The sequence below is a fragment of the Gammaproteobacteria bacterium genome (assembly GCA_013817245.1).
In the GTDB taxonomy this organism is placed as follows: Bacteria; Pseudomonadota; Gammaproteobacteria; order HTCC5015; family HTCC5015; genus JACDDA01.
This window is the reverse complement of record JACDDA010000008.1, coordinates 71,989-93,988: the sequence shown is the minus strand read 5'-3', so window position 1 is coordinate 93,988 and position 22,000 is coordinate 71,989. Positions and strand designations below refer to the sequence as shown.

Annotated in this window: 18 protein-coding genes; 8 read left to right on the top strand and 10 right to left on the bottom strand. The window is 43.4% G+C overall.

Annotated elements, in window-relative coordinates:
* Position 1: 1 nt before the first annotated feature.
* The 3 genes from ftsA to H0W44_10045 all read left to right on the top strand — a co-directional run bounded on the left by ftsA (position 2) and on the right by H0W44_10045 (position 3,488).
* Positions 2-1,234 (top strand): cell division protein FtsA, encoded by a 1,233-nt coding sequence (ftsA, locus tag H0W44_10055; GenBank protein MBA3582782.1) that lies wholly within the window; start codon positions 2-4, stop codon positions 1,232-1,234.
* Positions 1,235-1,276: 42 nt separating this feature from the next.
* Positions 1,277-2,434: a cell division protein FtsZ gene (gene ftsZ / locus H0W44_10050; GenBank protein MBA3582781.1), complete on the top strand. Its 1,158-nt coding sequence runs from the start codon at positions 1,277-1,279 to the stop codon at positions 2,432-2,434.
* Positions 2,435-2,573: 139 nt separating this feature from the next.
* Complete coding sequence (locus H0W44_10045) at positions 2,574-3,488, top strand: UDP-3-O-acyl-N-acetylglucosamine deacetylase (protein ID MBA3582780.1); 915 nt, start codon at positions 2,574-2,576, stop codon at positions 3,486-3,488.
* Here H0W44_10045 and H0W44_10040 read toward each other — a convergent pair.
* Positions 3,485-3,901, bottom strand: coding sequence for a DUF721 domain-containing protein (locus tag H0W44_10040; GenBank protein ID MBA3582779.1), 417 nt, complete (start codon positions 3,899-3,901; stop codon positions 3,485-3,487). The genes H0W44_10045 and H0W44_10040 overlap by 4 nt on opposite strands.
* A 109-nt stretch (positions 3,902-4,010) precedes the next feature.
* Between H0W44_10040 and H0W44_10035 the strand changes: the two genes are divergently transcribed.
* The 4 genes from H0W44_10035 to H0W44_10020 all read left to right on the top strand — a co-directional run bounded on the left by H0W44_10035 (position 4,011) and on the right by H0W44_10020 (position 9,904).
* Positions 4,011-4,937 carry a M23 family metallopeptidase gene (locus H0W44_10035; GenBank protein ID MBA3582778.1) on the top strand — a complete coding sequence of 309 codons (927 nt, stop codon included), beginning with the start codon at positions 4,011-4,013 and terminating at the stop codon, positions 4,935-4,937.
* A 90-nt stretch (positions 4,938-5,027) separates the two neighbouring features.
* Entirely contained in the window at positions 5,028-7,742 is a 2,715-nt protein-coding gene (gene secA, locus H0W44_10030; protein MBA3582777.1) for a preprotein translocase subunit SecA, read from the top strand.
* Between the two features lies 1 nt (position 7,743).
* Positions 7,744-8,955, top strand: a complete 1,212-nt coding sequence (argJ, locus tag H0W44_10025) for a bifunctional glutamate N-acetyltransferase/amino-acid acetyltransferase ArgJ (protein ID MBA3582776.1) — start codon at positions 7,744-7,746, stop codon at positions 8,953-8,955.
* Entirely contained in the window at positions 8,924-9,904 is a 981-nt protein-coding gene (locus H0W44_10020) for a Nudix family hydrolase (GenBank protein ID MBA3582775.1), read from the top strand. The genes argJ and H0W44_10020 overlap by 32 nt, the downstream gene beginning before the upstream one ends.
* Before the next feature lie 3 nt (positions 9,905-9,907).
* Here H0W44_10020 and zapD read toward each other — a convergent pair whose 3' ends face one another.
* The 8 genes from zapD to H0W44_09980 form a co-directional block, all read right to left on the bottom strand.
* On the bottom strand, positions 9,908-11,308 hold the full coding sequence (gene zapD / locus H0W44_10015) for a cell division protein ZapD (protein MBA3582774.1): 1,401 nt from the start codon (positions 11,306-11,308) through the stop codon (positions 9,908-9,910).
* A 17-nt stretch (positions 11,309-11,325) separates the two neighbouring features.
* Positions 11,326-12,207, bottom strand: a complete 882-nt coding sequence (locus tag H0W44_10010; GenBank protein ID MBA3582773.1) for a prepilin peptidase — start codon at positions 12,205-12,207, stop codon at positions 11,326-11,328.
* Between the two features lie 27 nt (positions 12,208-12,234).
* A complete protein-coding gene (locus tag H0W44_10005) occupies positions 12,235-13,455 on the bottom strand; it encodes a type II secretion system F family protein (GenBank protein MBA3582772.1) in 1,221 nt (406 codons plus the stop codon).
* Between the two features lie 28 nt (positions 13,456-13,483).
* A complete protein-coding gene (gene pilB, locus H0W44_10000; GenBank protein MBA3582771.1) occupies positions 13,484-15,211 on the bottom strand; it encodes a type IV-A pilus assembly ATPase PilB in 1,728 nt (575 codons plus the stop codon).
* A 202-nt stretch (positions 15,212-15,413) separates the two neighbouring features.
* Complete coding sequence (locus H0W44_09995; GenBank protein MBA3582770.1) at positions 15,414-15,851, bottom strand: pilin; 438 nt, start codon at positions 15,849-15,851, stop codon at positions 15,414-15,416.
* Positions 15,852-16,089: 238 nt separating this feature from the next.
* Positions 16,090-17,469: a sigma-54-dependent Fis family transcriptional regulator gene (locus H0W44_09990; protein ID MBA3582769.1), complete on the bottom strand. Its 1,380-nt coding sequence runs from the start codon at positions 17,467-17,469 to the stop codon at positions 16,090-16,092.
* A gap of 24 nt (positions 17,470-17,493) precedes the next feature.
* Positions 17,494-19,179: a HAMP domain-containing histidine kinase gene (locus tag H0W44_09985; GenBank protein ID MBA3582768.1), complete on the bottom strand. Its 1,686-nt coding sequence runs from the start codon at positions 19,177-19,179 to the stop codon at positions 17,494-17,496.
* Complete coding sequence (locus tag H0W44_09980) at positions 19,164-19,439, bottom strand: hypothetical protein (protein MBA3582767.1); 276 nt, start codon at positions 19,437-19,439, stop codon at positions 19,164-19,166. The genes H0W44_09985 and H0W44_09980 overlap by 16 nt, the downstream gene beginning before the upstream one ends.
* Positions 19,440-19,502: 63 nt before the next feature.
* Here H0W44_09980 and H0W44_09975 point away from each other — a divergent pair, with 63 nt between their 5' ends.
* The gene (locus tag H0W44_09975) at positions 19,503-21,152 is read left to right on the top strand and encodes an NAD+ synthase (GenBank protein ID MBA3582766.1); all 1,650 of its coding nucleotides are present in this window, start codon (positions 19,503-19,505) and stop codon (positions 21,150-21,152) included.
* Between the two features lie 3 nt (positions 21,153-21,155).
* Here the strand turns inward: H0W44_09975 and H0W44_09970 are convergent, their stop codons facing one another.
* Positions 21,156-21,935, bottom strand: coding sequence for an outer membrane protein assembly factor BamD (locus H0W44_09970; protein ID MBA3582765.1), 780 nt, complete (start codon positions 21,933-21,935; stop codon positions 21,156-21,158).
* Between the last annotated feature and the right edge of the window lie 65 nt (positions 21,936-22,000).

Below are 22,000 nucleotides of genomic sequence, written 5' to 3'. Positions count from 1 at the left end.
TATGTCAAAAAGAACAGAGAGACCTATGATTGTCGGTTTGGATATTGGTACCTCCAAAATCGTAGCGATTGTGGGTGAGATTAATGCTGCGAACGAAGTAGAAATTGTGGGCATTGGTTCGCATCCATCGCGGGGTTTGAAAAAAGGTGTAGTGGTTAATATTGAATCCACTGTGCACTCTATTCAACGTGCTATTGAAGAAGCGGAATTAATGGCGGGTTGTCAAATTCGTTCTGTGTATGCTGGTATTGCGGGCAGTCATGTACGCAGTTTAAATTCTCACGGGATTGTTGCGATTAAAGATCGTGAAGTAATGCCGGCAGATGTTGAGCGTGTGATTGATGCTGCGCGTGCGGTTGCGATTCCAGCGGATCAACGAATTCTGCATATTCTGCCACAAGAATTTATTATTGATGGTCAGGAAGGCATTAAAGAACCGATTGGTATGTCCGGTGTGCGGCTCGAAGCTAAAGTACATTTAATTACGGGCGCAGTGAGTGCTGCACAAAATATTATTAAATGTGTGCGTCGTTGTGGCTTAGAAGTTGATGATGTCATTTTAGAGCAGCTAGCATCCAGTTATTCGGTGTTAACGGAAGATGAAAAAGATTTGGGTGTTTGTTTAGTTGATATCGGCGGCGGCACCACGGACATCGCAATTTTTTCCGAAGGCGCTATTCGCCATACTGCGGTGATTCCTATTGCAGGCGATCAAGTAACGAATGATATTGCCGTTGCATTGCGTACGCCTACACAACATGCCGAAGAAATAAAAATTAAATACGCTTGTGCTTTACGTCAATTGGCTAATCCTGAAGAAACGATTGAAGTGCCGAGTGTGGGTGATCGTGAGCCGCGCAAATTATCGCGCATGACTTTAATTGATGTGGTTGAGCCGCGTTACGCTGAGTTGATGGATTTGGTGCTGGCAGAATTACGGCGCAGTGGTTATGAAGATTTAATCGCGGCAGGCGTAGTGTTAACGGGCGGCAGTGCAAAAATGGAAGGCGTTATTGAATTGGCAGAAGAAATTTTTAATATGCCGGTGCGTTTAGGTGTGCCGCAATATGTGAGTGGATTGTTCGATGTTGTTCGTAATCCAATTCATGCAACAGGCGTAGGTTTATTGTTGTTTGGTCATGCTAATCGAGAAGCACGTAAAGATTTTTATGGTGATGCTGGCATTAAAGGTGTTTGGCAGCGCATGAAAGAATGGTTTGGTGGAAATTTTTAATTACGAAATTTAAATTTTAAATATAAAACTGGAGGAAGCATCATGTTTGAATTAATGGATACTTATAGCCAAAGTGCGGTTATTAAAGTCATCGGTGTTGGCGGTGGCGGCGGCAATGCGGTTAGTCATATGTTAGGTTCGCATATTGACGGCGTGGAATTTATTTGTGCAAATACAGATTCACAAGCATTAAAAAATGCGCAAGTAAAAACTAATTTACAAATTGGTTGCAATATCACCAAAGGCTTAGGCGCAGGTGCTAATCCTGAAATTGGTCGACAAGCTGCATTAGAAGATCGTGAGCGTATTCAAAACGTAATTGCCGGCGCTGACATGTTGTTTATCACTGCTGGTATGGGTGGTGGCACGGGTACAGGCGCAGCACCGGTGATTGCGCAACTGGCTAAAGATATGGGAATTTTAACGGTTGCCGTTGTGACTAAGCCTTTTCCTTTTGAAGGTACTAAGCGCATGAATTTGGCTAACGAAGGTATTCGCGCGTTGAGTCAACATGTGGATTCATTGATTACGATTCCTAATGAAAAATTGTTAACCGTATTAGGTAAAGACACCGGTTTGTTGGAAGCATTTAAAAGTGCTAATAATGTTTTGCAAGGTGCGGTACAGGGCATTGCAGAATTAATTACTAAACCGGGTTTGATTAATGTCGACTTTGCAGATGTTCGCACGGTGATGTCTGAAATGGGTATGGCAATGATGGGTTCCGGTGTTGCACGTGGTCCCAATCGCGCGCGCGAAGCAGCTGAAATGGCGGTCGCTAGTCCGTTATTAGAAGATGTAAATCTGCGTGGCGCACGCGGTATTTTAATTAATGTTACTGCTGGTTTGGATTTATCAATTGGTGAATTCGAAGAAGTGGGTACAGCCATTCGTGAATTTGCGTCGGATGATGCAACCATTGTGATCGGTACGGTTATTGATCCGGAGTTAGAAGGTGAATTACGCGTTACGGTAGTTGCAACCGGTTTGAATTCACCTGCGCGTCAAGGCCAAGATAATACTAAACCGGCCGTACGCTTAGTTGAACGCGCAGCGGGTGGCGATGTTGATTACAAACAGTTTGAAACGCCTACTGCCATTCGTGATAAACGCACGATACCCAGTGGTGATTTTGGCCGCAACGGCATCGATACAGAGTATTTAGATATTCCGGCTTTCTTGCGTCGCCAAGCTGATTGATCCATTTATTTTATAGGGGTGTTTGTTAGTGTAAGGCTCACGGCCGTGAGCCTAGCGCCTTACTCTGTATGACATTTTTGTGTATGATCCCGAACCTATGCAGATTTTGGGCTGTTTTCGATGATAAGAGGTTTGTTGAGTGATTAAGCAACGTACGTTGAAGAACGTTATCCGGGCAACCGGAATTGGTTTGCACACTGGCGAAAAAATTTATCTGACCTTGCGGCCGGCTCCTATCGATTCGGGTATTACCTTTCGACGCGTTGATTTGGAAGTGCCGGTTGAAATTAAAGCCGCACCTGAAAATGTAGGTGATACTTTGTTATCTACCACCTTATGCAGTGGTGATACGCGTGTTTCTACGGTAGAGCATTTGTTGTCCGCGATGGCGGGTTTAGGAATTGATAATGCGTATGTAGAACTCACTGCGCCCGAAGTTCCGATTATGGATGGCAGCGCCGGACCTTTTGTGTTTTTGCTGCAATCGGCAGGCATTGTCGAACAAAATGCGCCTAAAAAGTTTATTCGAATTAAAAAAGCCGTCATCGTTGAAGAAGATGGTAAATGGGCTAGATTTGATCCATTTAATGGTTTCAAAGTAGGTTTTACTATTGAATTTAACCATCCGGTTTTTAAAACAGCGAATCAAGTCGCTGAAATAGATTTCTCTAGCACCTCGTTTATGAAAGAAATCAGTCGCGCCCGCACTTTCGGTTTTATTCGGGATGTGGAGCGGTTGCGCGAGCAAAATTTAGCGCTCGGTGGTAGTTTAGATAACGCCGTGGTGGTTGATGATTACCGCGTGTTAAATGAAGATGGTCTGCGTTATGAAGACGAGTTTGTTAAACATAAAATTCTGGATGCTATCGGTGATTTGTATTTATTAGGCCATAGCTTAATCGGTGCATTTTCTGGCTATAAATCCGGCCATGCGTTGAATAATCGCTTATTGCGCGCCTTAATTAAGGACGAAGATGCGTGGGAAGAAGTGATTTTTGAAGACGCTGCGACTGCGCCTATCTCTTATGCTCAGCCGATCGCCGCAGTAGGCTAATTTCTAGTGGTCTTGCTGCGTTTTGCTAAACGCGCCAAGGCTTCGCTTAATTCAGTATCTTCTATCGCATTAGCTAATTGCTGAATGATTTCTCCGGCTTTACGGCTAAAAGGTCGTTTTGCCGCAGGACGTACAATTTCGCTGGTATTTGGGGCTAGTTGAAGATTGATAAGTTCCAACTTCGGCCATTCTGCTTGTAGTTGGCTCAGCAGCTGTTGTTGTAAAAAGCGTAAACGACTGCCCCATGCTGCCGAAGTACAAATTAGAAATAGGCTGGTTTTATCTGCTCGCGCGACTTGAATGTGAGGCGCTATTTCCACCGGCAATAAGCTCCGTACCCGCAAAGTGATTTGCTGATGTTGTTCGAGTTGGATCAATAAATGCTGGGGTAGGCAATGCCGCAGTTTTTGCATGGGGCTGTGTATCAGGCTAGGATGCTGGCAATTGGGGGAAGCCCCGATACTACCAGCTTACATAAGGATGGTGTATTATCTTATTGATAAATATTGTTGAATTCGCTAAATGAATATTATCCTGATCACTAAAAAAGGCCGTCAACGCCGTCATATTGACCTGAATTCGTTCGGGCACTATGTGTTGTGTGGCTTGGTTTTGATCGGATTTTGTGCTGGTCTGGCGGGTTTTGGGTATTGGTTAGGGGCGCAGCGCGATCCTAATAGTTACGTTATGGCGTGGAAAAGTGAACTTGAATCGCAACGTGGCGCTTTGGTGGATTTAAAAGCTACATCTCAAGCTCGAATTGAAGCTTTAACGATGCGTTTGGGGCAAATGCATGGTCATATTACGAGGTTAGATGCTTTGGGCGCTAAATTGGTCAAAATGGCTAAATTGGATGCCCGTGAATTTGAATTTCAAAATCCTCCTGCTTTAGGTGGCCCCAGTGAGTCATTGGGCGAAGCGCAGAGTGAAGATGATGGCGTTTGGTTGCAGCAGGCTATTGAAGGCCTGTCTAGCGAATTAGGTCAGCGTGAGCAACAACTCGTTGTACTAGAGGGCGTGCTGCAAACCCGGAGTTTGCAAGAAGAAGTTTATCCCGCTGGGCAGCCTATTAAGAATGGTTGGGTTTCATCCTCATTCGGTTTTCGTAATAGCCCTTTTGGTGGCCGCCGTGAGTTTCATAAAGGTGTAGATATCGCTGCACAGGAAGGTACGCGAATTTTGGCGGCTGCTGGTGGGGTTGTAACATGGGCGGATCGCCGCTGGGGTTATGGCAATTTGGTAGAAATTAATCATGGAAATGGTTATTCCACTCGATATGGGCATTGCTCGCAGATCTTAGTAAAAGAAGGTGAGGCCATTAAAAAAGGCCAAGCTGTTGCGCTCGTAGGCTCTACTGGCCGGTCTACTGGGCCACATTTACACTTCGAAGTTTTGCAGGCGGGTCGGCAAGTGGATCCTAGTGGTTTTGTTCAAGCTTCTGCATTTTAAGTTTTAACTCTAATTTTCTGATCATGTGAAAACTTCACATACTCTCGCATATAATGCGGGACCTTTTCCTTATGTCAAACGAAGTGGTCTATGCTGGGCAATCTCGTAAGAAAATTTTTTGGTAGTCGTAATGATCGAATGGTTAAACGTCTGCGTAAAACCGTTGAAGAAATTAATGACTTAGAATCGAATCTTGCGGCGCTGAGCGATGGCGAATTGCGCGCCAAAACAGACGCCTTTCGTTTGCGCTATCAGCAGGGTGAAAGCCTTGATCAACTATTACCTGAAGCATTTGCGGTGGCGCGTGAGGCAGGTAAACGCGTATTAAAAATGCGCCATTTCGATGTGCAGCTGATTGGCGCTATCGTTATGCACAGTGGCAAAATTTCTGAAATGCGTACGGGTGAAGGTAAAACACTGGTTGCCACCTTGGCAGCCTATTTAAATGCATTGTCGGGCAAAGGCGTGCATGTTGTTACCGTTAATGATTATTTGGCACGCCGCGATGCGGAGTGGATGAGTAAATTATATAACTTTCTGGGCTTAACGGTCGGTGTTGTAGTAGCAGGAATGGGACGCGAAGCTAAACAACAGGCTTATGCTGCAGACATTACCTATGGTACCAATAACGAATTTGGTTTTGATTATTTGCGCGACAATATGGCGTTTTCTTTGGCAGACCGCGTACAACGCGAACTTGTATTTGCCATTATTGATGAGGTCGATTCAATATTGATTGACGAAGCGCGCACGCCGTTAATTATTTCTGGACCTACTAACGATAATTCTGATCTATACGTAAAAATTAATAAATTAATTCCGCGACTTAAACGTCAAATGGAAGAAAATGGTGTTGGGGATTTTAGTGTTGATGAAAAAAGTCGCCAAGCGCATTTAACAGAAGAAGGTCATGATCATGTTGAAGAATTATTAGTTCAGCATGGAATTTTAGAAGAAGGCGATAGCCTTTATGATCCGCGTAATATTAATTTAATGCACCATGTAGATTCATCTTTGCGTGCTCACTTTTTGTATCAACGCGATGTGCATTATGTGGTTGAAAATAATGAAATCGTAATTGTTGATGAATTTACGGGTCGTAAAATGACCGGGCGACGTTGGTCAGAAGGTTTACATCAAGCGGTCGAAGCTAAAGAAAGTGTAAAAGTTCAAAATGAAAATCAAACCTTAGCATCAATCACTTTCCAAAATTATTTTCGACTGTATACCAAGTTAGCGGGTATGACGGGTACTGCCGATACAGAGGCGTATGAGTTTCAAGAAATTTATGGTTTAGAGGTTGTTGTTATTCCTACCCATCGACCTATGGTGCGTGATGATCGTGTAGATCAAATCTACTTAACGCAAGATGGAAAATATAAAGCGATCATTGATGACATTCAAGAATGTTTGAAAGTTGAACGGCCAGTGTTAGTGGGTACAGCATCTATTGAATCTTCTGAATACCTTTCAAAATTATTAACTAAAACGGGTATTCCACACGAAGTATTAAATGCAAAACAACACGCACGAGAAGCCGATATTGTTGCACAAGCCGGTCGTCCTGCGGCTTTAACTATTGCAACCAATATGGCGGGTCGTGGTACCGATATTGTATTAGGTGGAAATGCAGAAGTTGAAATAGCGAAGCTAGAAAATCCAAGTGATGCAGACATTGCTGCGATTCGTGCAGAATATCAAGTGCGTCATGCCGCTGTAATCGCCGCAGGCGGATTACACATTATAGGTACTGAGCGTCATGAATCGCGACGGATCGATAATCAATTACGCGGTCGTGCAGGTCGCCAAGGTGATCCCGGTTCATCAAGATTTTATATTTCTTTAGAAGATAATTTAATGCGTATTTTTGGCGCTAATTTAGCCAATATGATGCAGCGTATTGGTATGAAAGAAGATGAAGCCATTGAACATCCATGGGTATCAAGCAGTATTGAGCGCGCGCAACGTAAAGTAGAAGCGCATAACTTTGATGTGCGTAAGCATGTATTAGAGTATGACGATGTTGCAAATGATCAGCGCAAAGTCATTTATGATCAACGTAGTGCAATTTTACGCTCAGAAGATGTTTCTGAAACAATAGAAGCCATTCGACATGATGTAATTGACAATACGCTTAACCGTTATATTTCATTGCAATCTTTGCCAGAGCAATGGGATGTAGAGGCATTGGAGCATACGTTAACTACGGAATTTGGGCAGCCTTTGCCGGTAAAACAATGGATTGGAGAAGATCAGCAGCTTGATGCGGGTCGTTTGCAAGAACGTATTAAAGCGCAGTTGCATGATGCTTATCACGCCAAAGCCAGTAGTGCCGGCAGTGTCAATGGTGAAGCAACAATGCGTAAAGTTGAAAAATTCTTTTTGTTGCAAGTTTTAGATCATCATTGGAAAGAGCATTTAGCCACGATGGATTATTTGCGTCAAAGCATTGGTTTACGTGGTTATGCGCAGAAGAATCCAAAACAAGAATATAAACGAGAATCTTTTGAATTGTTTGCACGTTTATTGGATGCTATTAAATATGAAGTGGTGAAAGTTTTATATTATGTGCAGTTATCGCAAGAACCCGTGTTAGATGAAATTGCACGACGTGAAGAACCTCGTGATTTGCAGTTTAATCATCCTGCTGCTGAAAACGTGTTAAAAGCGCCAGTAGAAGAACCTGCTGCGTTGGCTGAAAAGCAACCGTATGTACGAGAACAAAAAAAATTAGGCCGTAATGATCCTTGTTTTTGTGGTTCAGGAAAAAAATATAAACAATGCCATGGCCGGTTAGAATCATAAGATGGCGGTAGGTTTATTTGAGCATGACGATTTATGGCCAGTTGAAGGTCTACGTTTGTCCGCAACGTATGCGGGTATCCGCCGCAAACCGCGAGATGATGTTACTTTAATTGAAATTTCTGAAAACGCGACAGTCGCTGCGAGTTTTACCTTAAACCGGTTTTGTGCGGCTCCTGTGCAGTTAGCGAAACTGCATTTAGCTAAAACAACACCTCGCTATTTATTAATTAATGCTGGCAATGCGAATGCCGGTACCGGCGAGCAAGGTATGCAAGCAGCGCGACAAAGTTGCTCTGCATTAGCATCTGCTGCAAAAGTAAGTTTAGAAAATATTTTACCTTTTTCTACTGGCGTGATTGGTGAGCAATTGCCGGTGGATAAATTAACCGCTGTTATTCCTTCATTGTTATCAAATTTAAGCGCAGATAATTGGCCGCAAGCGGCGCAAGCGATTATGACTACCGATACTTTGCCCAAAGCAATTAGTCGTCGTATTGATATCAATGGCAAAGTCGTCACAATTACTGGAATTACTAAAGGTGCTGGGATGATTTGTCCTAATATGGCAACGATGTTGTCGTATATTGCTACCGATGCGGGCATCGCCCAGAATTTATTAAATCAATTACATCGTGAAGCGATTGATGAAAGTTTTAATCGCATTACTATTGACGGTGATACTTCGACAAATGATGCCGCGGTATTGATTGCAACCAATAAAACGGTGGAATTAACAGAAAAACATGCACAATACACAGAGTTTAAAAATTCTTTATTAGAAGTGTATCGTTTTCTGGCGCAGGCTATTATCAGAGATGCTGAAGGCGCAAATAAATTTGTAGCAATTAAAGTTCACGGTGGACGTGATGAGAAAGAATGTTTGGTCGTAGCTTATACCGTTGCGCATTCGCCGTTAGTTAAAACCGCTTTGTATGCCAGTGATGCGAATTGGGGTCGAATTTTGGCAGCCGTGGGACGCGCACCGATTGATGAACTTGATGTGAATGGTGTGAGCATTAGCATTAACGATGTTGTGGTTTTAGTGGATGGTGCAAGATCAACAAGTTATACCGAAGCACAAGGTGCTGCCGCTATGCAGCCCGCTGAAATTACAATTGTAATTGATTTGAGCCGAGGTGCAGCGACAGCCACGGTTTGGACTTCAGATTTAAGTCACGATTATGTCACTATCAACGCCGAATACCGCACCTGATACTCGCAAAAGAATTACGGTTGTTGCTGGCGTTATTCAAGATAGTGCTGGACGTGTTTTAATCGCGAGACGACATAACGATGCTCATCAAGGTGGAAAGTGGGAATTTCCGGGTGGAAAATTAGAAGTTGGTGAATCGCTTTTGCAAGCGTTAGCACGTGAATTAGAAGAAGAGTTAGGCATTCATATACAAAAAACCGCACCATTAATTAGCATCCAGCATGATTATTCTGATAAATCTATTTCATTACATGTATTTCGCGTAAATGATTATTTGGATTGTCCTAGAAGTTTAGAAAATCAACCATTAGCTTGGTGCTGGCCCGACGAATTAAATCCAGAAAATTTTCCTGCGGCAAACGTGCCGATTATTCACGCTTTACAATTGCCGCCTGTGTATGTGGTTAGCGCGGATTGTAAAATAGGTGAGGAAACTGAATTTATTGAAGTGGCAAAATCAGTATTACAAAATGGCGCAAAATTATTGCAGCTTCGCTGTCCAAGTTTACCGAAAAATAGATTTATTAGTTTGGCGCAGACGTTAAAAAACTTATGTGAAACAAAAAGCGCTAAATTAATGCTTAATATGCCGCCTGATGAATTTGATTCATCTATTGGACATGGCCTACATCTATCGTCACATTATCTGCACGCGATAAATAAAAATACATTAACTGATATAGCATGGGTATCTGCAGCTTGTCACGATGTCACTGAATTACAGCGTGCTACAGAATTAGGTGTGAATTTTGCGCTTATTTCCCCTGTCTGTGTAACGCGCAGTCATGCTGAAAAAACGCCACTCGGTTGGGAAAAATTTGCTGAATTAACAGCGCAAGCGAATTTTCCGATTTATGCTTTGGGTGGCATGAATTCGAGCATGATAAAAGAAGTGCAAGCTTTAGGTGCGCAAGGTGTTGCGGGCATTAGTGCGTTTTGGAAAAAATAGACTTTAAAAACCGCAAAGCGCTAATTGGAAACGAATATCTCGATCTGATTGTCCCGAATGTAAATCGGTTGCGGTGGCTTGTAAAAAGCGAATGCTAAAACGATGTCGACCAGCGCTAATAGCAGGGTAGCAAGAAAGTGTTTTGGGTACAAAAACGCGCAATAGTTGAGTGTCTTGATGTGATTGCAAGCTTTCTTCAAAAAAGCCACAGCCTGCAATTTTAGCTTGCGCTGGTGTGCTCTGACGAATGACATTTAAACATAAACTAATTGCATCAATAGCTGTTTTAAAAGGCGTTAACCAAGGTTCAGCAATTTTACGACGCTGGTCACCGTTGAGTCGTAACCAATGGGCGTATGCCGGCAAATCAAATTCACAGGCGCCACCAGGAATAGATAAACGTTGACGTAGGGTGCTAAAAAAGCCATCCGTCTTCATGTGTTGTCCAAGTTGTTCGCGATTTTCGAGTAAATTTTTTAATAACAGTTGTTGGTCGATTAGTATTTTTTCGACTTGGCTGCGCTCGATATGAGGTGTGGTGCGATTGCGAGCAATGGCGCTCTGTTGACGCTCAAGTTCTTTAATGATTTCACTTTTTAAATCGCCACGATTGGCGAGATTGGTTAGCTCTACCAGTGTATGCACCAGCGCATGCGCATCCCATTCGGAGTTTTGCTGCAAATGGTAATCGGCACGGTTAAATAAATTTTCTAAACGTAGAAATGTTCGTATACGTTCGGTGAGAGGGTGTTCATAAATAACGCGGTCTTCTTCGGTATTGGCGTTTTGTGGAGCAGGCGTGTTATATTTTTGTCGAGTTAAATTTAAAAATTCTTGGTGTAAATGTTCAACTTGCGAATCGAGTGTGTCGCTATTTTGTTCATTATTGATAATGTAATCAGCTGCAGCGACTCTTTCTTCTCGACTAATTTGTGCGTCTAAAATATTAGCCACTTGTTCGCGGCTCACGCCATCACGCGCAATGACGCGTTCAATTTGTGAATGTTCTTCGAGATCGACTACCGTAATTTTATCGATCATATCCCAATAGCCAGTATCCACTAGCAATGGAATAACAAATAAACAATATTCAGATTTAACATTCTCTAATTGTTCTAACATGGCAGTACGAATACGCGGATGTAGAATGCTTTCAAGTTTGGCGCGTTGTGAAGAGTCGTTAAATACAATTTCACGTAAGGCGCTACGATTGAGTCGACCTTCAGCATTCAATACCTGACGACCGAAAGTATCAATAATATCGTGTAGCGCTGCTTGTCCAGGTTCGACAAGTTCACGCGCTACAATATCAGCATCAATAACATTGATGCCACGTTTAGCAAATAATTCCGCAACCGTGGATTTGCCGCTTCCAATGCCGCCAGTGAGTCCAACTACTAACATAAATGTGCTTCTTTGTGTTACAGAGGTTGTAGCCAACGCCAATATGATTGATTAATGGCAGTGCCCCATAATAGATAAATCCAACCTGCTCCCGCAAGATAAGGTCCAAAGGGAATAGCGTGATGGCGATCGCGTTTAAAGAAAATAATTAAACTTAATCCAACGATTGAACCTACTACTGCAGATAGAACAATAATTCCTGGCAGTGCTTGCCAACCTAGCCACGCACCGAGCATGGCAAAAAGTTTAAAGTCGCCATAACCCATACCTTCTTTACCTGTGATGGATTTGAAGAGATGGTAAAACAGCCATAAGCTTAAATATCCTGCGGTTGCACCTATGACCGCAGCAGATAAACTGACAAAACCATTTTGTAAATTAATTAATAAACCTAACCAAATAAAAGGTAAAGTAATTTTATCGGGCAGGTAATAAGTTTTAAAATCGATAACCGTTAATGCTAATAACGCCCAAGATAAAACGGCCGCCCATAATGCTAGGATCGTAAAATCAAATTGCCATACTGCAATTGCCGCGAGTATTGCACTGACGCATTCAATAATAGGATATTGCCAGCTAATGGGCGTTTTGCATTGTACGCAACGACCACGTAATAATAGAAAGCTGATGACGGGAATATTTTCCCATGCGCTAATCGCGTGTCCACAATGAGGGCAGCGCGAGCGCGGTGTCATCAGATTAAAAGTTTTTTCAGATATATTTGCAGGCAAATTCTGCGGAGGATTTTTTTGATAGTCTTCCGCTGTTTCGCGCCACTCTAGCATCATCATAATCGGTAGGCGGTGCATCACCACATTTAGAAAACTACCGACTACTAAACCCACCACAATAGCGGCGAACAACAGCAAGCCTATATTAGCTTGTAAAGCAGAAAATATATTTAGCACAATGATTTCCCTGATTTTTTACACCACGGAACCCATTTTGAAAATAGGTAGATACATGGCAACCACTAGACCACCAACGAGCACACCGAGAATAGCCATGATCATTGGTTCTAAAAGGCTGCTTAATGCATCAACCGCGTTATCGACTTCATCTTCATAGAAGTCGGCCACTTTGCTTAACATAGCGTCCACCGAGCCAGATTCTTCGCCGATGGCCACCATTTGCACCACCATGTTGGGGAAAAGTCCGGTGCGTCGCATCGCGGTTTGTAATTGTTCACCTGTTGCAATTTCATCTTTCATTTTCAAAATAGCAGCGGTGTAAATAAGATTTCCAGCAGAACGTGCGACAGAGTCCATGGCTTCAACTAATGGTACGCCTGCTGCAAACATAGTGGCCATGGTACGCGCAAAACGAGCAATAGAAGCTTTGACTAGAATGTCGCCGAAGACGGGGGCTTTTAGTACCAAGCGGTCTATTAAAATACGAAATTTTTCAGAACGTTTTTTAAATTCAATTAAAGTAGCAATACCCGCTACTATTCCACCAAAAACCGCCCACCAATAAGCTTGCAAAAGTTCGGATAAGCCGATAACCATTAACGTAAAGGCCGGTAAATCTGCGCCGAAACCTTTAAAAACCTCTTGGAATTGCGGTACTACAAATAACAGTAAGATGGTGCATACGATCAGCGCAACCACGACCACGGCGGCCGGATAAAAAAGAGCTTTTTTGATTTTGCCTTTAATGGCTTCAGTTTTTTCTTTATAGATGGCGATTTTATCGAGTAGTGTTTCTAAAGTACCGGATTGCTCGCCAGCTGCTACTAAGTTCACAAATAAATCATCAAATTGTTCTGGGTGTTTAGCCAGGGCTTGTGAAAGATTAGAGCCACCTTCTACGTCAGCTTTGATATTCATAATTAAGTCTTGCATGGCTAAATTAGCGTGGCCACGACCGACAATTTCAAAGGCTTGTACTAAGGGAACACCGGAAGACATCATCGTCGCCAGTTGTCGAGCGAAAATGGCAATTTCTTTGGGCGTGATTTTTTTGCCAAAACTACCTAATAGTGATTTGCCTTTTTTCTTAACTTTAATCGGGTTAATGCCTTGTTTACGTAAATTGGCTTTAACGAGTTCTGGACTGAAGCCTTCAACTTCGCCTTTGACACGATTACCACGGCGATCCGTGCCTTCGTAAAGGAAAAATTCTTTTGCGCGTGCTGTTACCGCCATGTTCTTCCCCAATAATACTTAGCTATGTTTAGTCTTTAGTAACGCGGTTTGCTTCGGTCAGTCCGATGAAACCATCTTTTACTTTCTTTAAAGCGGATTGACGTAAATTTTTAATGCCTTCTTTCTGCGCTTGATCGGCGATTTGAATAGCATTGCCGCCTTCCATAATGATACGCGCAATAGCATCTGAAATAGGCAATACCTGATAGATACCAGTACGGCCTTTATAACCGGAGCCACCGCAACGATCACAACCTGCCGGTTTGTAAATTTTAATACCGGCATCAATTTCTTGTTGGCTAAAACCTTCGGCTTTTAAAGCTTCCGCTGGGACATTATCCAGCGCTTTGCAATCGCATAAACGCCGCGCCAGACGCTGCGCAATAATCAGCGTAACGGCAGATGCAATATTAAAAGGTGGCACGCCCATATTAAGCAAGCGCGATAACGTTTGTGGTGCGTCATTCGTGTGTAATGTTGATAAGACCATGTGACCGGTTTGTGCAGCTTTAATCGCGATGTTTGCGGTTTCTAAATCCCGAATTTCGCCGACCATGATCACATCAGGATCTTGGCGTAAAAAGGCGCGTAGCGCAGAAGCAAAATCTAAACCTGCACGAGGATTGACGTTAACCTGATTAACGCCGGGCATATTAATTTCGGCCGGATCTTCCGCCGTTGAGATATTGCATTCCGGAGTATTTAAAATATTTAAACCGGTATATAAAGATACAGTTTTACCGCTGCCGGTAGGACCTGTGACTAAGATCATGCCGTAAGGATTGCCTAGCGCTTTCATATACGCGGCTTTTTGTTCGGGCTCGTAACCTAAGGCATCAATTCCGAGTTTAGCGCTAGAAGGATCCAAAATTCGTAATACAACTTTTTCGCCAAATAAAGTGGGGCAACTGTTTACCCGGAAATCAATGGCGCGGGTTTTAGAAACTTTTAGTTTAATTCGGCCGTCTTGTGGCACGCGGCGTTCGGAAATATCCATGCGCGACATTACTTTAATACGTGCGGTAATACGCACCGACATATTTAAAGGTGGCTTGGCTACTTCGTACAACATGCCGTCAATGCGAAACCGTACTCGATAAAATTTTTCGTAAGGTTCTAAGTGAATATCCGATGCGCCTTTATTAATAGCATCTAGCAGCACTTTGTTAACAAAGCGCACCACTGGAGTATCATTAGCGCCTTCAACACCGCCAGTGTCTTTAGCGCGGGCATCATCATCGCCGCCGCTAATATCTAAGTTTTCTAGATCATCATCCAAATCCCCTAGATCTTGCATAGAGGTATCTTTGGCACTCAATGCCACATCAATTAAACGATTGAGTTTATTCGCTTCAACAATAAGGGGTTCGGTAGGTGTGCCAGTGTTAAATTTTATTTCATCTAAGGCGACCAAATTCATCGGGTCGGCGATGGCGACAAATAAACGATTACCACGTTTATAAAGCGGCAGCGCTTGGTGCGTGCGGCTTAATTTTTCATCGAGTAATTCTTTAGGCAAAGAATCCATGTCGAACGTGCTGATATCGAACACGGGAATTCCAAATTCACTGCCTGCGGCGATCGCAATGTGGGCGGCATTAAGCTTTTTCTCTTCCACTAAATAGCTAGCTAAGCTGACTTTTTGTTTTTTAGCGTTAATCTGGGCGTCATTAACTTGGTCGGCGGTGATTAAACCGTCTTGTACCAGTCGTTTTGCTAAACCGCTTAGTTTTATATTGGACGCAGGTGTCACCATTAGAAGTTCACATCCTCGTTATTGAGAGTCCATTTGAGATGCTTCATGTTAGGGGATGCTTAAAATATGTCAATTCTTTAATTAAAACGTAACGTTAGCATTTGTTGTTAAAAAAACAGGTAACATTTTCTGGCTAGTTTTCTGTTTTGCAAAGAAAAGAGCCTGCAAATGTGCAGGCTCTTTGTTTACTAAGACTTATATATTACGAACGGCAATTTGCAGGTCTGTATTTAGCGTCTAAATCACCACCAGTACAATCCCATTTGATAGAACCAGTGGGTGGTGTACCTGATACTAAAGCGCCGTTATCATCAGTGGGTACCAACGTGATTGTCTTTCCATTACCACCAGAAGCATCGGTATAAGATATGGTAATCGTACCATTCGTATCATCTAAATCTACACCGCCTACATTATCGGTGACTGCAGGAGCGCTCCAACCGGAGTTTAGAGGAGTAGCAGAAGCTGCATTTTCTGCTACTGTGGTTTTAGCAGAAGCAGCCATACTAAGGCCTTCAGTAACACGAGCGCGGACTAGGTAATCCTGATAAGCGGGTAAGGCAATAGCGGCTAAGATACCGATAATGGCTACCACGATCATCAGTTCGATGAGGGTAAAACCTGATTGCATTTTTTTCATGGGAGATCTCCAGAGAGGTTAGTTGAACATCACGATCAACGTGGGCTGACCTGATTGCTGTTAAGAAAAGCAGCTTGTGTGCCAAGTGTTTTATGCTGAATTAACTTATTTTTTATTTAAATATCAAACAGTTACACTTTTATTGCCAAAGTAAAAAAACCAGCTGACAGACTTGGTCAGTTTTAGACAGGCTTTTACCGCTGAAGCGGCAAGATTCTGTCACTAGCCATTAACAGCTTTACTCTAAACCGAGTTTTTTGATGCGATAACGCAGTTGGCGAAAGCTCAAACCTAATACTTCCGCTGCGCGGGTTTTGTTCCAGCGGGTTTGTTCTAGGGCTTGCAGGATAGATTCACGTTCTTGATCGGCGAGTTGATGGTCAAGATTGGCATCGTTGTCCGTGTCATAACCGAGATTAGGATGGTCCTTGGTTGAGGGATAGTTGCTAGCCAGGGCTTCATCCGGCAAATTGATATCGGCGGCGGTTAAAAGGCTATGCTCACTTAAAGCCACCGCGCGTTCTAGAATATTTTCCAATTCGCGCACATTCCCCGGAAATGGATAATCCTGCAGTAATGCAATCGCTGAGTCTTCTAACTGCACATTCGTTGCGCCGTATTCATGGGCGATAGTGTCGAGTAAATGTTTAGCCAATAAAGGAATATCGCTGACCCGATCGCGTAAGGCCGGCACGTCTACTTGGATCACATTCAAGCGGTAATACAAATCTTGGCGGAATTGTTGTTGTTCAACCCGTTGACGCAAATCTTGATGCGTAGCACTGAGGATACGCACATCGACATGTTGTTCGCGGTTGCTGCCCACCGGGCGAATCGCTTTTTCTTGAATAGCGCGCAGCAATTTGACTTGCATATGTGCTGGCAACTCGGCGATTTCATCTAAAAACAAGGTTCCGCCTTGGGCGCTCAGGAATAAACCTTCTTTATCCGCTACCGCACCGGTGAAACTGCCTTTGGCATGCCCAAAAAATTCGCTTTCCATTAATTCCGTGGGGATAGCGCCGCAGTTGACTGCCACGAAGGGTTTGTCTGCCCGTGGACCTTGCGCATGAATCAATCGCGCCACGCGTTCTTTACCGGTGCCCGATTCACCATATATAAAGACCGGAGCTTGGCTGCGTGCGAGCTTGGCAATGAGTCCACGCAATGCATGCATGATCGGAGATTCGCCGAGTAATAACTGAGTATTAGCATTGGTTTTAACGGACAGCGTTTTATTAGTATTACTGCTTAGTTTTAAAGCGCTGCTAACCATTTCACGTAGATTTTTTAAGTCCACCGGTTTTGATACAAAATCAAAGGCACCGAGTTTTAAGGCTTTAATCGCCGCTTCCATATTGCCGTGCGCGGTAATCATCGCCACCGGTGTGTTGGGACAGTGTTGTTGAATATGGGCAATGACGTTAAGACCATCGCCATCGGGTAAACGCATATCGGTTAAACATAAATCATACGATTCAGTTTTTAGTTGTTGAATAGCTGCTTGAAAAGTTTGTACCGCATGCGTTTGTAAACCCATACGACCTAAGGTGATTTCGAGTAACTCACAAATATCGGGTTCATCGTCAACGATCAAAACTTTGCGGATGGGGCTCATGTGTAACTCGCGATTAACGGGTAATTAATTAGTAGCATCGATCAAACCGAGTTGTGCTGGATCAGCAAATTCTATGCGGAAACACGCACCCATATTACTGTTACGACAATCAATATGCGCGTGATTGAACTCACATAATTCCCGCACAATATAAAGACCGAGGCCGGCACTTTTTTCGCCACACGAATAAAAGGGTTCAAAAATACGATCACTTTCTTCGGGGCTGATACCGCTACCTTGATCGGTAAATTCTAAAAAATAATGACCGAGATTATCGTAACCTGCGGTGATGGTGATGAATAAATCGCCCGCGTTATTCCGACCGTATTTCATACTGTTAATCGCGAGGTTGGTTAATATTTGATGCAGTTGCGAAGGATCAAAACCAATTTGTAGTTCTGGCGGGTCAATACTTAGAGTGAAAGTAGTTGCCGGTAATTGCTGCTGATGACAAAAATCATTTTTAAAATCATCTAAACAGCTGTGCAAGGTAATCCATTCAGGTGTAATCGCGTCGCGGCGTGAGAGCTGCATAATATTTTCAATAATGCTGTTAATGCGTTCGGTTTGCTGCTGAATAATGCGCGACAAACGTGCGTCTTCCGTATTGGTTTCTTCGAGTAATTGCGCCGCATGTTGAATAGCCGAAAGTGGATTGCGAATTTCATGCGCGATACTCGCCGTTAAGCGGCCTAAGGAAGCCAGTTTGACGTGTTGTAATTCACGTGAATAAGGCGTGGTGTCTTCCAAGATGATTAATGTACCTGCGGCACCTTCTGCACCTAATGGCATAAAATGAGGCTGTAATTCAAAAGGGCTGCCGGGATTGCGAATGCGCGCGGGTTGTTGCGCGGGCCGATTAAGCCACAGTTGGTAACGCACGTTTAATTCATTAGAAATACTTGCCAGTGTTTGCAATACAACATCATTATGTAAATTTAATTGTAAGCGTGCAGAGCGATTAATGAGACGAATACGTAGCGTAGGATCAACGACTATTACACCGCTTTGCATTTGTTGAATAATATGTTCGTTTAGTTGGGCAAGATTGCGAATATCCAAACTGCGTTGGCTTGCCAGTTGTTCGCTCTCATAAACACGGCGGCTCAACAACATGGTTAAAATAGCGGTAGCAAAAAATGCGGCGCTTAAACCACCGGCTTGAGTATAAGAAGCAGTGGACGTGCCTATCGTTAAATGGGAATACAGTTGTTCAAACAAAACCGCTAAGGTGTTAACCGCTGCAAATACCAAACTCGCCATGCCGGGCAGTAATAAACCGGCGGCAACCACATTGACCACCAGTAACATTGCAATGCCGTTATTCATGCCGCCGCCAGCGTGCATCATTAAGACTAATAAAATAGTATCGGCAGTGAGTTGGGCGTAAACCTGCGCGATGTAATGCGGATATTTAAAACGCGTCGTTAATACCCAAATAACCGCTAACAGCGTGAAGCCGCTGCAACTCAGTGCAAACAACGTTTGTTTGGTGGATGAAGGATCCACAAAAGCGATGCCCCAGAAAAATCCTGCGGCAAGTAAACTGCCTAACAATAAACGATATAAAGCAAATAACTGGATGGAATACCACGATTGCTGATCCAGTTGTTGATGCAATGAAACATCCGCACTGCTGATCAGCGTGCCAGTATCATCTGCATCGTCAGCATTAGAACCACGCGTTTTGGGTGTTAGCGCAGCAGCCATTGTTGACGATGTGCATCACAACAAAAGAAACGATCTTGCGTGCGCAAAGCCTCCGATTCGGGAATGTGTAAGCTGCAAAAACTACAAAGCACCATCGATTCACCAATGGGTTTACCTCTTGGAGGAGAGGAGGGTTTATTAGGCGCTGCGGGGGATTGAGGTTCAGACGAATGAGCAGCGTCGCCGCGTAATTGGCGAATTAATCCGCGTAAGCTCCACAAGATGAGCAGAATCCCAATGAAAAAAATAATTAAACGCATTTTGCCTCAGCCGACATATTCAAGGAAAATAGCTCCTTCAATTCTTTGTGTTAGTGTGTGCTCATGAAATCCAGCTTACGTATTGCTTTAGCGCAGATCAATCCCATCGTGGGTGATTTAGCCGGGAATGCGCAACGTATTATAAACGCCTGCCAGCGTGCGGTCACAGATTATCAAGCCGATATCGTCGTATTTCCCGAATTGGCGCTGTGCGCGTATCCGCCTGAAGACTTATTGTTTCGCGAAGGGTTTCATGCGGCAATGGAGAGTGCAGTGCAGCACATTGCACAGCAAACGAAGAAGTTGAATATTACGCTGGTACTTGGTTATTCCCGTGAACATCAGGATCAACACGGTCAGCAGCAGCGTTATAACGCCGCGACTGTATTAAGCCAAGGGAAAAGCACCTTGGTTTATGATAAACATGCTCTGCCTAATTATGGCGTGTTTGATGAGTTACGTTATTTTCAAGCAGGTGATCAAGTCGGCGTTTTTGATTGTCATGGTTATCGTTTGGGTCTCACTATTTGTGAAGATATTTGGCAAGTCACACCCGCGCAACAAGCCTGCGCGGCAGGTGCGCAGATTATTTTAAATTTAAATGCATCACCTTTTCATTTAGGCAAAGCGCATAAACGTTTAGAAATTTTGCGACAACGCATTAAAGAAACGCAATGCCCCATTATTTACGTCAACATGGTGGGCGGCCAAGACGAATTAGTTTTTGATGGTGGATCTTTAGCGCTAGATGCTGACGGTGCTGTTATTGTGCAAGCACCGGTATTTGTTGAATCCATTACGGCAGTTGAATGGGACGGGAAAAATTTACAAGCGTTGAGTAATAACAACGCCACCTTATCTGATGATGCATTGTTATACGAAGCATTAGTGTGTGGCGTGCGCGATTACGTTATAAAAAATGGTTTTAAAGGTGTGTTGTTAGGTTTGTCCGGCGGCATTGATTCTGCAGTGACCTTAGCGATTGCAGTAGATGCTTTAGGCGCAGAAGCAGTGCAAGCGGTGATGTTGCCGTCACGTCATACGGCGCAAATAAGTTTAGATGATGCGGCATTGATGGCGCAATTATTAAAAGTGGATTATCAAGTGTTGTCGATCGAAGCAACATTTACCGCGCTACAACAAACTTTAGCGCCATTGTTTGGTGATTTACCAACAGATGTTACTGAAGAAAATATGCAGGCACGTTGCCGCGGTATTTTGTTAATGGCATTGTCGAATAAACAAAGTTATCACGCGCGCCGATTATTGTTAACCACGGGCAATAAAAGCGAAATGGCCATGGGTTATGCAACTTTGTATGGCGACATGGCCGGTGGTTTTGCACCCTTAAAAGATGTGAGTAAACAATGGGTTTATCGTTTAGCGCATTATCGAAATAGTTTAGGTATGGTTATTCCGCAGCGAATTATCACGCGGCCACCATCAGCGGAATTAGCGCCTGATCAAAAAGATGAAGACAGTTTGCCGCCGTATGAAATGCTTGATCAGATTTTAAGTTTATACGTTGAACAAGAACGTTCGATAGAAGCAATTGTTGCGCAGGGTTTTGATGCGACAATCGTGCGTGACGTGGTGCGTAAAGTAAATCTTAACGAATACAAACGTCGGCAATCAGCGCCTGGCGTCAAAGTAACGCTGCGTGCGTTTGGTCGTGAACGTCGTTATCCCATCACTAACGCTTACGATAAATAAAATTTATTTATCGGTGGTCGTTGCGGTTTTATTAAACATTAACACTTGGTTAGTGATTGCAGCTTGGTCAGGCAAATTCACATTATTATAAGCTTCGGCCAAAATTTCTAAAGCGCGTTGAGTGCTATGCGTTTCGCTAAATAATTCTAGTACACCATTCGCTCGATTAGCGGCTGCAATATACGCTTTACGTTTTAAATAAAACTCGGCAACTTTAATTTCATGTTCGGCTAATTCATTACGCAAATAAATCATGCGACGGTGAGCATCGGCTGCGTAAACACTGCTAGGAAAACGTTCGACTAATTTACCAAAATCATGAAAAGCATCTTGCAAGGGTTTTAGTTCAAAATCCGCGGGGTCACGTGGAAACCAACTATCAAAAAAACCTTTTTCTCGTTCGAAGTTGGCTAAGCCTTTTAAGTAATAAGCATAATCAACATTGGGATGAGTAGGATTCATGCGAATAAAACGATCAGCTTGCACAATCGCACGATCGGGTTGACCGAAACGATAATAAGCATAAGCCAACGCTAATTGAGCTTGCAAAGCGTACGCGCTAAATGGAAAGCGAGATTCTAAACTTTCGAAATGGCCAATGGCCGTTTCAAACTGGCCATATTCCATCGATGTTTTGGCTTTTTCGTACAAAACTCGCGCAGATACTTGCTCATCGTTGCCATCACTTGCGCAGCCGCTGAGTGCGTTTAAGAGTAAAACACCGCCTAGCAATAACGCTTGGCGTAATAAACGCGATGATTTAACGATAAACCCAGTACGCATAAACTTAAACCTGTTCTCGTGAGGCGGCAGATTGTATCCTATTTCCCCTTTTGCTCATAAGACCA